At 58.4% G+C, this 11,965-nt stretch carries 11 protein-coding genes; 10 read left to right on the top strand and 1 reads right to left on the bottom strand.

Annotated elements, in window-relative coordinates; translation table 11 throughout:
• Positions 1-73: 73 nt before the first annotated feature.
• The 10 genes from dksA to G403_RS0118805 all read left to right on the top strand — a co-directional run bounded on the left by dksA (position 74) and on the right by G403_RS0118805 (position 11,601).
• Positions 74-505 (top strand): RNA polymerase-binding protein DksA, encoded by a 432-nt coding sequence (gene dksA, locus G403_RS0118850; protein WP_027855366.1) that lies wholly within the window; start codon positions 74-76, stop codon positions 503-505.
• Between the two features lie 64 nt (positions 506-569).
• Positions 570-1,463: a tRNA glutamyl-Q(34) synthetase GluQRS gene (gluQRS, locus tag G403_RS0118845; RefSeq protein ID WP_027855365.1), complete on the top strand. Its 894-nt coding sequence runs from the start codon at positions 570-572 to the stop codon at positions 1,461-1,463.
• Positions 1,464-1,637 (top strand): hypothetical protein, encoded by a 174-nt coding sequence (locus G403_RS25380; protein WP_156899740.1) that lies wholly within the window; start codon positions 1,464-1,466, stop codon positions 1,635-1,637.
• Positions 1,627-4,545: a sensor histidine kinase gene (locus tag G403_RS0118835; protein ID WP_027855364.1), complete on the top strand. Its 2,919-nt coding sequence runs from the start codon at positions 1,627-1,629 to the stop codon at positions 4,543-4,545. Before G403_RS25380 ends, G403_RS0118835 begins: the two co-directional genes overlap by 11 nt.
• Positions 4,546-4,582: 37 nt before the next feature.
• Positions 4,583-5,977, top strand: a complete 1,395-nt coding sequence (locus tag G403_RS0118830; RefSeq protein ID WP_027855363.1) for a sigma-54-dependent transcriptional regulator — start codon at positions 4,583-4,585, stop codon at positions 5,975-5,977.
• A 604-nt stretch (positions 5,978-6,581) separates the two neighbouring features.
• Entirely contained in the window at positions 6,582-8,018 is a 1,437-nt protein-coding gene (gene pcnB, locus G403_RS0118825) for a polynucleotide adenylyltransferase PcnB (RefSeq protein WP_036234609.1), read from the top strand.
• On the top strand, positions 8,011-8,505 hold the full coding sequence (folK, locus tag G403_RS0118820) for a 2-amino-4-hydroxy-6-hydroxymethyldihydropteridine diphosphokinase (protein ID WP_027855361.1): 495 nt from the start codon (positions 8,011-8,013) through the stop codon (positions 8,503-8,505). Before pcnB ends, folK begins: the two co-directional genes overlap by 8 nt.
• A 45-nt stretch (positions 8,506-8,550) precedes the next feature.
• A complete protein-coding gene (panB, locus tag G403_RS0118815; protein WP_027855360.1) occupies positions 8,551-9,345 on the top strand; it encodes a 3-methyl-2-oxobutanoate hydroxymethyltransferase in 795 nt (264 codons plus the stop codon).
• A 2-nt stretch (positions 9,346-9,347) separates the two neighbouring features.
• Positions 9,348-10,196 (top strand): pantoate--beta-alanine ligase, encoded by an 849-nt coding sequence (panC, locus tag G403_RS0118810; RefSeq protein ID WP_027855359.1) that lies wholly within the window; start codon positions 9,348-9,350, stop codon positions 10,194-10,196.
• A 223-nt stretch (positions 10,197-10,419) separates the two neighbouring features.
• On the top strand, positions 10,420-11,601 hold the full coding sequence (locus G403_RS0118805; protein WP_027855358.1) for an acetyl-CoA C-acetyltransferase: 1,182 nt from the start codon (positions 10,420-10,422) through the stop codon (positions 11,599-11,601).
• Positions 11,602-11,690: 89 nt separating this feature from the next.
• Here the strand turns inward: G403_RS0118805 and G403_RS0118800 are convergent.
• The coding region (locus G403_RS0118800) for a group II intron maturase-specific domain-containing protein (protein WP_027855357.1) at positions 11,691-11,965 on the bottom strand (275 nt) is incomplete at its 5' end.

The following is an 11,965-nucleotide window of genomic DNA, read 5'->3' as shown; positions in this document are numbered from 1 at the left end:
ATGGTGGTTCCATTTCCGGATCAAGGCCCGGCCCGGACTATCCGCCGCCGGCCCTAGATGTGAGGCTGCGCCCATGGCAAATAAAACTGAATCTCAGTTCACACACTTCGAGCCCTATCCGCTTAACACAGGCGAGGAGTACATGAACGATGCGCAGAAAGACCATTTCCGCGACATCCTGTTGGCGTGGAAGCATCAGTTGATGGAAGAGGTGGACAGCACCATCACTCACCTCAAGGAGGAAGCCTCCAACTTCGCCGACCCCAGCGATCGCGCCAGCCAGGAAGAGGAGTTCAGCCTCGAACTGCGCACCCGGGACCGCGAGCGCAAGCTGATCCGCAAGATCGACGAAGCGATGGAGCGAATCGACGAAGACGACTACGGCTTCTGTGATGCCTGCGGCGTAGAGATCGGCATTCGTCGTCTGGAAGCGCGTCCTACAGCCACCCTGTGTATCGACTGCAAAACCCTGGCTGAAATCAAGGAAAAGCAGCTCGGCGGTTAATGCCTCCGGCGAACGGTCGCGGCACTCACCCCGCGACCGTTGTTCCGTTCAGGACCCAGTGGTTGTGAACTGCACAGGACGCTTTGCCCCTTCGCCAACCGGCCCGCTGCACTTCGGGTCACTCATGGCGGCGCTTGCCAGTTTTCTAGATAGTCGATCTCAGAGCGGACGCTGGCTGTTGCGAATCGAAGACCTGGACCCGCCGCGCGAAGTCCCCGGGGCATCGGACAACATCATCCGAACGCTGGCCCATTACGGCCTGGAGTGGGACGATCAGGTTCTTTTCCAAAGCGACCGACTCAGCATCTATCGAAAAAACCTCGACGCACTCATCAGCCAAGGCCTGGCCTACCCCTGCAGCTGTACCCGCAGTGAAATGAAGCGGCGTGACGCTCTGGCGCTCTATGACGGCCACTGTCGCACCCACACTCCCCGACCGGGCACACAGTGTGCGGTACGTGCTCTTTACCCGGCCGAAGACGTTCAGTTTCATGACCGCATCCAGGGTAATCGCCTTTACCCGGGCCAGGACGGGCGCGGCGATTTCGTTATCTTCCGGCGAGATCAACTCTTTGCCTATCAGCTGGCCGTCGTCGTCGATGATGCCTATCAGCGCGTCGATCAGGTGGTACGCGGGTTTGATCTAATCGATGAAACACCCCGCCAGATCGTGCTGCAGAAGCATTTGGGACTGGTCACGCCGAGCTATGCTCACATTCCCGTCGCCACCAATGCCGAGGGACAGAAGCTCAGCAAGCAAACCTATGCACCGGCGCTGAGCGATAGTGATCAAGACCGAAGTCGCAATCTGTATTTTGCTCTTGAGATTCTCGGGCAGAATCCTCCCGCGGCATTAAGGGAAGAAGCGGCTCAGACGATCCTGGAGTGGGGTGTTTCAAACTGGCATATCGAAGCGGTGCCCCGTCAGCCCGGTGTACGGCCGAAGGAGTGGAGCTGAATGTATCCGCATCGGCTGTTGATTGTCGTATGCCTGATCACACTTCTGCTTGGCCCCGAGCTGCTCGATCTGTGGCTGTTTGGCGAAGGCCCCTGGCATCGCCCCTTTTTGATCGGCATCGGCGTCTGTATGCTGATCGCTCTAATCGAACACTGGCACCGCCATGAACGTTGAGCTGCCGCAGCTTCTGCTGCTCTGTTTCACCTATCTACTGCTCCTGTTCAGTGCCGCCTACATGGCGGAGCGCGGTGTACTGCCACGCAAACTTGTCCGCCACCCGCTGCTACATGCACTTTCGCTGGGGGTCTATGCCAGTGCCTGGACGTTCTACGGCACGTTTGGCCTGGCCGCTCAGTCCGGCTACATTTATCTGGGCTCCTATATCGGCGCAGCCGCCACCTTCATGCTGGCTCCGGTCATTCTGATTCCGATTTTACGGATCACCCGAACCTATCAGCTCTCATCACTGGCGGACCTGTTCGCTTTCCGGTTCCGCAGCGGTGGTGTAGGAACCTTGACCACGGTGGCGATGCTCTGCGCCAGCCTGCCTCTGATATCGATACAGATACAGGCGGTATCCGATTCTTTGTATCTGCTTAACAACTCGGTGGGACGCCATCAGATCGCCGCTGCGTTCTGCGTGATCATCGCTATTTTTGCGATCCTGTTCGGCGCGCGGCGCGCCACGTTGCGTAACAGTCACAGCGGTCTGGTGGTGGCTATCGCCATCGAATCCGTGGTCAAACTGGCCGCTATCGTCATCGTCGGGCTGTTTGCCTATCTGGGCTTTTTTGGTGGCGGCAGCGGCCTCGAAGAGTGGCTGCACAACAACCCCGAGGCGCTGACTCGCATGCAGCATCCCGGCAGCGAAGGTGGCTGGCGGGTTCTGGTGCTGGCCTTCGCCGCTGCGGCCATCGTCATGCCCCATATGTTCCACCTGGCGTTTACCGAAAACGTCTCGTCCGAGAGCCTCTACAAGGCAACCTGGGTCATTCCACTGTTTGTTTTGCTGACTGCGCTCTGCGTCCCCCCCATATTGTGGGCAGCGCAAGCCAGTGGCGCTCCGATGGACAACCCGGATTTCATCATCCTGACGCTCGGCAGCCATCTCAATCAGCCCTGGCTCACGTTGATCGCCTTTATCGGAGGCCTGTCTGCCGCCAGCGGGCTTATTATCGTGGCCGTGGTCGCTCTCGCCTCCATGCTGCAGAACCATCTGGTTCTGCCCTTGGTAAAACGTCCGGAAAACGCCCGCTTCTATGCCTGGCTTTTGTGGTTGCGCCGGTTCCTGATTGTGCTGTTGATCTTCGCCTGCTACCTCTTCTTTGTGCTATTCGGTGAACAGTTCACATTAAGCCAGCTCGGCCTGCTGGCCTTCGTGGCATTCCTCCAGTTTCTACCCGGGCTGCTATCAACACTCTACTGGCCTGGCGCCAGCCGCACCGGCTTTCTTCTGGGTCTGGCAGGCGGTTTCTCGGTCTGGCTATTTGCTCTGACACTTCCACTGCATCAGGAACTGCTGGGCTTTCAGATCACCGCTGGGCTCGCCGAGGACAGCTGGTACACCCATACACTGATCTCCTTTCTGGTGAATTTGACCCTGCTGCTGATCGGTTCCGCGCTGTTTCCCGGCCGAGAGTCAGAACGGGAAAGTGCCGATGCCTGCGTGCTCAACGGCCTGCAACGTACGCTTTCTCACTCACCTTCGCTGCGCCGGCATCAGGATCTGCACGCAGCACTTGCTCCCCATATCGGCTCGGAAAGCGCAACACGGGAACTGAACCGGGCCCGTCAGGCATTGGGGCTTTCCGCCGGCGAATTGCGCCCGCTGGACGCTCTGCGTCTACGCAGTAAACTCGAGCAGAACCTGTCCGGTCTGCTGGGCCCGGTGGAAGCCGCCGCTATTTTTGCAGACCCCACACCACACACTCGCAGCGGGGGATTCCGAGCACGTGAAATCCACCTGCTGGAAAATCAGCTGGAGCATTACGACGCCCGCCTGTCAGGACTGGCGGCAGAGCTGGACCAACTGCGCCGCTATCATCGCATTACCCTGCAAAAAATGCCGATCGGGGCCTGCACTCTGGATGGCGAACTGCGGATCCAGCTCTGGAACCGAGAGCTCTGCCGCTATACCGGCGTTGACGATGAGAGCTGCATCGGAGCGCCACTGAACACCCTCCCTCCCCCGTGGAATACGCTACTTGAACAGTTCGCCAACGCTCAGACCCAACACCAGTCCGCGGTTAAAGTCGAAATAGAAGGGCGCCCACGCTGGTTTAGTCTGCACAAGGCAAGCCTGGGAGAAGCCTCCGCTCAAGGGATGGTTTTGTTGATCGAGGATGAAACCGAATACCAACTGATCTCGCGTAATCTGGCACACCAGGAGCGCCTCGCCTCAATCGGCCGTTTTGCCGCAGGCGTGGCACATGAGATCGGCAACCCGGTCACCGGCATCGCTTGCCTGGCGCAGAACCTGAAGCTGGAAACCGATGCCCCGGAGATTCTAGAAACCGGGGAGCAAATTGTCGAGCAGACCGAACGGATCAGTCGTATCGTGCAATCGCTGGTCAGGTTCGCCCATACCGGCCAGCAGGCACGGGGCGGCGAACGTGAACCCATGAATATGCGCGAGTGTGTAGCCGAGGCGATTCACCTGGTAAAGCTCGACTCCCGCGTGCGCCAGCAGCAGTTTATCAACGAGGTCGCGCGCGAAGACTGTGTCGCTGCAGACCCCCAACAGATGCTGCAGGTATTGATAAACCTGCTGAACAACGCCAGCGATGCCTCTCCAGACCGGGGCACCATCCGGGTAGACTCGGATGGCAACGCCCACCAGGTGATAGTACGAATAACTGATGAAGGGACCGGCATCGCACCGGAAAATATCGAGCGCCTGTTTGAGCCCTTCTTCACAACCAAGGAGCCCGGCAAGGGCACCGGGCTCGGTTTACCTTTAGTCTATAATATTATTGTTGAACACTATGGTAACATCGAACTCTTAAGCCCCGCCGATAAGAAGCAGAATAATGGTACTCAGGTGGTCATAACCTTACCCCGGTATCCAGGGTCACAACCCTGATCGGTTACCGTTATCAGACGCAAGGGTCCAAAACCATATGAGCCGAATTCTGATTGTTGAGGATGAATCAATCATCCGCTCAGCACTCAAGCGCTTACTGGAAAAGCATGAGTATAGTGTCGCCGATGCCCCCTCCATCGCCGACGCCACCGAACAGTATCAACTCCACGAGTTTGATCTGATCATCAGCGACCTTCGTCTCCCCGGTGGCGAAGGCACCGAACTGATCGAGCTGGCCGCCCCGGTTCCGGTACTGATCATGACCAGCTACGCCAGCCTGCGCTCGGCCGTTGACGCCATGAAGCTGGGCGCCGTGGACTATATCGCCAAGCCTTTCGACCACGACGAAATGCTCTCCACCGTTGCTGAAATCCTGCGCAAGCAGACCGGCACATCCGAGACCGCGGGATCCAGCCCCAGCCAAGAGAGTACACAGACTGAAATAATCGGTCGCTGCCGCCCGATGCAGGAGCTGTTCCGCCGCATCAGCAAGGTCGCCAAGACCGATGCCACAGTGTTGATCCTGGGAGAATCGGGCACCGGCAAAGAGCTGGCGGCACGCTCCATACATGAACAGAGCGATCGTGCCGGCCGGCCGATGATCTGCGTAAACTGCGCCGCGATCCCCGATACCCTGATCGAATCGGAGCTGTTCGGGCACGAAAAAGGCGCCTTCACCGGCGCCAACGCCAGCCGCAGTGGCCTGATCGAATCCGCCGATGGCGGAACCCTGTTCCTGGATGAGATTGGCGAGCTGCCACTGGAAGCTCAGGCGCGCCTGCTGCGCTTTCTGCAGGAAGGCGAGATTCGCCGCGTTGGCGCCGTCCAGCCGCGCCGGGTGGATGTCCGTCTGATTGCTGCCACTCACCGTGACCTGAAGAACCTGGCTAAACAGGGCGAGTTTCGGGAAGACCTCTATTACCGACTCTACGTGATGGAGCTACGTATGCCGCCGTTGCGCGAGCGCGACGAAGATATCGTGGAACTGGCTCAGCGTTTCCTCGACAGCCGCTGCCGCAAACTGGGCACCGGTCCTTTGCAGTTCAATGCCGACGCCCAACGCGTTATGTTGCGCTACTCCTGGCCCGGTAACGTCAGGGAGCTGGAGAACGCCATTGAACGGGCGGTCATTCTGGCCGATGGCGACGAGATCACAGCGGACCTGCTCGGCCTGGATACCGATCACCAATCCTTGAGCGACTTCGAAGACCAATACAGCCAGCATCAGTCACTCCATGACGAAGCCCGCAGCAGTAATACGAACCGCTCTGCGCGCACAGACCTGTCTCTCGACGATTACTTCCAACGCTTCGTGCTGGAAAACCAGGACTCCATGAGTGAGACAGAACTCGCTAAGACCTTAGGCGTAAGCCGAAAATGCCTGTGGGAAAGACGGCAGAAACTGGGCATACCCCGCCGCCCAAAGAAGTAACACTTTGGGCGCAGGGTAACAGAACCTAAGTGTTACCTTACTACCCATGCTGCACCGCCGAAAACGTGGCAACAGGTAACAAAAAGAGGGTAACACCCAAGGTAACAGATCCAAAAAAATCAGATAAACGGTTATTAATTAATAACTTACAAAAACTGGCACAGCATCTGCTTTGTATAGATCAGAACAACAACAACGACGGCCTGAGACGTTCGGCAGCAATAAAAATAAAAACAGCCGCGACCGAAAGGTGTCCCGCCTCGAACAAAAATAAAAATGAGGCTTGGCTGGTCACAGAGACTGAATACAGCGTCACGCGACGGCAATAAAAATAACAAGCCAAGCAATGACAATGTGAGCGCTTTGTGATCAGCACCCCACCTACCCTGTTATTCTCTCCGCTTACATATCTCGCTTCGCAGTGCCTCTGCGTAACACACATGTCGCCAACCCGGCCTTTTAACCCAAAGGGCCCTGCTTCGAGCGGTGCTGACCGGCACAGCCTCAAACACCGGCACCTTTGCTGCAATGCACTACACATCCCAGCTATGCTATGATGCGCCACTTTTGAACATCCACAATTGGAACGCACACCTCAAACTCAATGCAGACCTCTCTGATTACCCTGGCCGCGTTTGTTATCGCCGTTATCATCGGTGCACTCTGGCTGCGTAAACCCCGTCAGCCTGAAACCGCCGACGAAACCTCCCATGATGATAGCAACCACTCGTCATCCCCGCGGGTTATTCCCGAGTCCGAACACCAGATCCCGCGTCAGCGTCTTGATGATAACGCGATGAAGGTTGTCTACCGCTTGCGAGACGAAGGCTACGACGCCTACCTGGTCGGCGGCTGTATCCGTGACCTTCTGCTGAACAAACACCCAAAGGACTTTGACGTTGCCACCTCCGCCCATCCTGAAGAGGCCGAGGAGCTGTTCCGCCGCTCTCGCCTGATCGGTCGGCGCTTCAAGCTGCTGCACGTTCGGTTTGGCCGCGAAGTGATCGAGGTTGCCACATTCCGTGCCGGTCACGACCATGAAGACAATCCGGATGGCGAACACGGCCGCCAGGCCGAATCCGGCATGATCCTGCGTGACAACGTTTATGGCACAATCGAAGAAGATGCACTGAGGCGTGATTTCACCATTAATGCGCTCTACTACTGCGTGCATGACTACTCGATTCATGATTTTGCCGATGGCTACAAGGATATTCAGCAACGCCAGATTCGCATGATCGGCGACCCTGAAGACCGCTACCGTGAGGACCCGGTTCGCATGCTGCGCGCCGCTCGTTTCGCGGCCAAGCTGGGTTTTGAGATCGAAGAACAGACTGCAGCACCGATCCATCGGTTAGGCAGCATGATCACACGGATCGCCCCTGCCCGGCTGTTTGACGAAGCGCTAAAGCTACTGCAGAGCGGTCACGGTGAGGCCTCGTTTCGACAGCTCAAGCGGTTCGATCTATTCAAGACGCTCTTCCCCCAGACCGACGACATGTTGGACTCTGAAGACTACCCGGTAGAAACACTGGTCCTGAATGCACTGGCCAACACCGATCGCCGTCTGGCACAAAACAAGAGCGTAACGCCGGCTTTCCTGTTTGCTGCACTGTTGTGGTACCCCATGCAGCGACGGATGCAGGAGATACTGGATGAAGGTGACCAACCACCTTTACCAAGCCTTCATCAGGCAGCCAACGAAGTCTTGTCGCAGCAGGTGCGCTCGACAGCGATTCCACGGCGCTTCTCAGGCCCCGTCCGGGACATCTGGGAACTACAGCTTCGACTGCCGCAAAAAAGGCGCGCCGAACAGACCATGGGCCACCCTCGCTTCCGGGCCGCATACGACCTGCTGCTTCTGCGTGAAAACAGCGGCGAGGATCTGGGCGGCTTAAGCCAGTGGTGGACCGACTACCAGAACACCGACGAAAACCAGCGCCAGAGCATGACCCAAAGCACCAAGGGCGAGGGCTCGGATAAGCCGCGCCGCCGCCGCCGGCGTAAATCGAAGCCCAAACCGGCAGACCACAATGACTGAGTTTCCGGTCCGCTGTTACATCGGGCTGGGAAGCAATCTGGACAACCCGGAACGGCACGTTACCACGGCCTTTGAACAGCTTGCAGAAATCGGAGGTTGCCGTCTGGTCACGCACTCCTCCCTGTACCGCTCGGACCCGGTCGGCCCACAGGATCAGCCCGATTTCATTAATGCGGTGGCGGAGCTGCACACATCGCTGGAGCCCGAAACACTTCTCGATCAGCTGCAGGCGATCGAGCAGAGGCATCAGCGCGTCAGGGAGCGCCACTGGGGCCCACGCACGCTGGATCTCGACCTGCTGCTCTATGGCGATCGACAGATTCAGACCTCCAGACTGACAGTCCCTCATCCCCATATCCGCGAACGCGCTTTCGTACTCTGGCCGCTGGCCGAGATCGCGGCAGACCTGTCGTTGCCGGGGGGGACTACACTTTCGCAGTGGTTAGCCCTTTGCCCCATGGGCACATTGGAGCAGATGCCGTTATAATCGAGCACTTTCGACGACAAACCCAATAAAAAGCCGAGACGTACTATGAGCAACATCACCCTGCGCACCCTAACCGAACGCAAGGAGTCCGGTGGCAAGTTCGCTTCGCTCACCGCCTATGACGCGACCTTTGCCAATCAGGTTAGCCAGGCGGGCATCGAGCTGATCCTCGTCGGCGACTCATTGGGCATGGTACTTCAGGGGCACAGCAGTACCGTACCGGTTACGCTGGAAGAGATGGCCTATCACACGCGCTCTGTCGCCCGGGGCAACACCGGCTCCATGATCATGGCTGACCTGCCCTTTATGACCTATGCCAACGCCGACCAGGCGATGGCGAGTTCGGCTGAGCTCATGCGCGCGGGCGCCCACATCGTGAAGCTCGAAGGCGCAGGCTGGCTCTGCGACAGCGTCAGCCAGCTGGCCGAACGCGGCGTCCCCGTCTGTGCCCACCTTGGACTAACGCCACAGGCCGTCAACAAACTCGGCGGCTACCGCGTACAGGGGCGTGATCGTGAATCCGCGTTGGCAATGATCGAAGACGCCCGTCGCCTGGAGGAAGCCGGTGCCAGCATGCTGCTGCTTGAGTGCGTCCCTTCTCTGCTGGCACAGGAAATCACGCTAAACGCCTCAATCCCGGTTATCGGCATCGGCGCAGGCCCCCATACTGACGCCCAGGTTCTGGTCCTGCACGACATGCTGGGCCTGAATCCCGGCCGCACACCCAAGTTCGTTAAAAACTTCATGGAAGACGCTTCCACGATTCAGGAAGCCCTGACCCATTTTGCAGGAGCTGTCCGCGACGGCTCTTTCCCTTCCGCCGAACATAGCTTTGACTGATCATGCAGACGATTACAACAATTAGTGAGCTGCGCGAGCAGTTATCGGCGGCGCGTAACGCCGGTCGGCGCATCGGACTGGTGCCTACCATGGGCAACCTGCACCAGGGCCACCTGAGACTGGTGGAGGCCGCGGTAGAAAACGCGGACTTCGTCGTGGCATCAATCTTCGTTAACCCACTGCAGTTTGGCCCTCAGGAAGACCTTGAGCGCTATCCGCGCACGCTGGCCGAGGATCAGGCGCAGTTAAGAGCCTTCGGCTGCAACCTGCTGTTCGCACCCAGCGAAGCGGAAATATACCCTCACGGGCGCGTCGGACAGACCTTCGTCGAGGTTCCTGGCATCTCTGATCTGTATTGCGGCAGCAGTCGTCCCGGCCACTTTCGTGGTGTCACGACGATCGTCAACAAGCTGTTTAACCTGATACAGCCCGATGTGGCCGTGTTCGGTCGTAAGGATTACCAGCAGCTCCACGTAATCCGCCGGATGGTTGAAGATCTTTCAATGCCGGTCGAACTCATCGGCGTCGGCACGGAGCGGGCCTCGAACGGCCTGGCGCTCAGCTCCCGAAATGGCTATCTAAGCGAGTCAGAGCTGGCTGTCGCGCCAACGCTTTACGCCACGCTCAATCAGTTGGCGGACGCGCTTCGATCCGGGTCAAGCGATTACCCGGCGCTTATCGAACAGGCTCAGTCACAGCTTGAAGAAGCGGGTTTCATGCGGGATTACATCCATATACTCAGGCGCAGCGATATGCTGGCCGCCAACCCCGATGATCGCCAGCTCGTGATTATCGCCGCCGCCTATCTGGGGGCCGCCCGCTTGATCGACAACATCGAGCTGGACCTCTAGCCTTTCCAGCCTGCGCACTGCGCTGCCTCAACGGCAGCGCCACCCTCTCTTGACAGCTTGCTTTGGCTTACCGCAGACTTCAGGGACTGGCCCTGTTTTCGCACCTGCGTAATGCGGTCGGTGGCTCTATTTTTCCGCTGCTCATGCAATCACCCGGTCATCAGATCGCTTTAGCATGGATCGCTGGATTTTAAATAAAACGACATGTAAGAGAGGCACACCTATGCGCGACGTTGTCATCGTAGCAGCCGGTCGTACGGCCGTAGGCTCCTTCAACGGATCACTGGCTTCAGTCAAGGCTTCCGATCTGGGCGCCACTGTTATCAAGGGTCTGCTCGAAAAAAGCGGCATCGCCCCCTCCGCCATCGACGAGGTCATCCTCGGACAGGTACTGACCGCTGGCTGCGGCCAAAACCCGGCTCGCCAAGCCAGCCTGAACGCAGGCTTGAGCCAGGAAACGCCGGCCATGACCATCAACAAAGTCTGCGGCTCCGGCCTCAAGGCACTGCAGCTCGCCACCCAGGCGATCCGTTGTGGCGATGCCGATGTAATCATCGCCGGTGGTCAGGAGAGCATGTCCCAGTCGCCCCACCTGCTGCCCAACTCTCGTAACGGCGCCCGCATGGGTGACTGGAAGATGATCGACTCCATGATCACGGACGGCCTGTGGGACGCCTTCAACAACTACCATATGGGCATCACCACCGAGAATATCGTCGAGAAGTATGGCTTTACCCGCGAGGAGCAGGATGCCTTCGCCAGTGCGTCACAAAACAAAGCCGAGGCCGCCGTCACCTCCGGTCGTTTCAAAGACGAAATTATTCCGGTCAGCATCCCCCAGCGTAAGGGCGATCCGGTGGTCTTTGACACCGATGAGCAGCCCCGCTTTGGTTGTACGCCGGAAGCGCTGGCAAAACTGCGCCCCGCCTTCAAAAAGGACGGCACAGTCACTGCGGGCAACAGCTCCACCATCAACGATGGCGCTGCAGCGGTGATTCTCTGCTCCGCGGAAAAGGCACAGGAACTGGGACTGCCGGTTCTCGCGCGTATCAAAGGTTACGCCTCTGCGGGCGTCGACCCGGCCATCATGGGTACAGGGCCGATCTGCGCAACCACCAAGGCGCTGGAAAAAGCTGGCTGGTCCATCGATGAGCTCGAGCTGGTAGAAGCCAACGAGGCGTTTGCTGCCCAGGCCATGTCCGTCAACAAGGACCTGGGCTGGAACACCGACATGGTGAACGTGAACGGTGGTGCCATCGCCCTGGGCCACCCGATCGGCGCATCCGGCTGCCGCATTCTGGTCTCTCTGGTCCATGAAATGGCCAAGCGTGATGCCAAGAAAGGCCTGGCCACACTGTGCATCGGTGGCGGCATGGGTACTGCACTGGCGATTGAGCGCGACTAACAGAAAGCCCAGCCAGAAATCGAGTAGGAGGAGGTCTTGCGACCTCCGTCCTCTCACACCACCGTACGTGCGGTTCCGCATACGGCGGTTCATGATACACATTTAAGCCGATGATACTGATCCATCAGCGATACCAGTCCGATGCGATCAAACACCTTCTTCGGCAATGCCTGATTCAAGTGCGAGGCGCATGAGTTCCACCAAGGACCACGCCCATTGGTCGCACTGCGCCAAGCCCTGTCTTCAGACAGACCCAGTCGCATCAGCATCTTGACCCGGGTGAACGGCCGCTTCCATTGACGCCAGAGGATTTTGCGCAGATGCCGGCGGATCCACCCATCCAGCGCCTCGAAGCTCCCTTTCA

The sequence above is a fragment of the Marinobacterium litorale DSM 23545 genome, from assembly GCF_000428985.1.
GTDB classification, from domain to species: Bacteria; Pseudomonadota; Gammaproteobacteria; order Pseudomonadales; family Balneatricaceae; genus Marinobacterium_D; species Marinobacterium_D litorale.
The sequence above is the reverse complement of the archived record's forward strand: the minus strand, read 5'-3'. Positions and strand labels throughout refer to the sequence as shown.

Bases quoted from the DNA above. Each gene is read 5' to 3' on its own strand.
- dksA (WP_027855366.1), top strand. From the start codon at position 74: ATGGCAAATAAAACTGAATCTCAGTTCACACACTTCGAGCCCTATCCG.
- G403_RS25380 (WP_156899740.1), top strand. From the start codon at position 1,464: ATGTATCCGCATCGGCTGTTGATTGTCGTATGCCTGATCACACTTCTG.
- G403_RS0118835 (WP_027855364.1), top strand. From the start codon at position 1,627: ATGAACGTTGAGCTGCCGCAGCTTCTGCTGCTCTGTTTCACCTATCTA.
- G403_RS0118830 (WP_027855363.1), top strand. From the start codon at position 4,583: ATGAGCCGAATTCTGATTGTTGAGGATGAATCAATCATCCGCTCAGCA.
- pcnB (WP_036234609.1), top strand. From the start codon at position 6,582: ATGCAGACCTCTCTGATTACCCTGGCCGCGTTTGTTATCGCCGTTATC.
- folK (WP_027855361.1), top strand. From the start codon at position 8,011: ATGACTGAGTTTCCGGTCCGCTGTTACATCGGGCTGGGAAGCAATCTG.
- panB (WP_027855360.1), top strand. From the start codon at position 8,551: ATGAGCAACATCACCCTGCGCACCCTAACCGAACGCAAGGAGTCCGGT.
- panC (WP_027855359.1), top strand. From the start codon at position 9,348: ATGCAGACGATTACAACAATTAGTGAGCTGCGCGAGCAGTTATCGGCG.
- G403_RS0118805 (WP_027855358.1), top strand. From the start codon at position 10,420: ATGCGCGACGTTGTCATCGTAGCAGCCGGTCGTACGGCCGTAGGCTCC.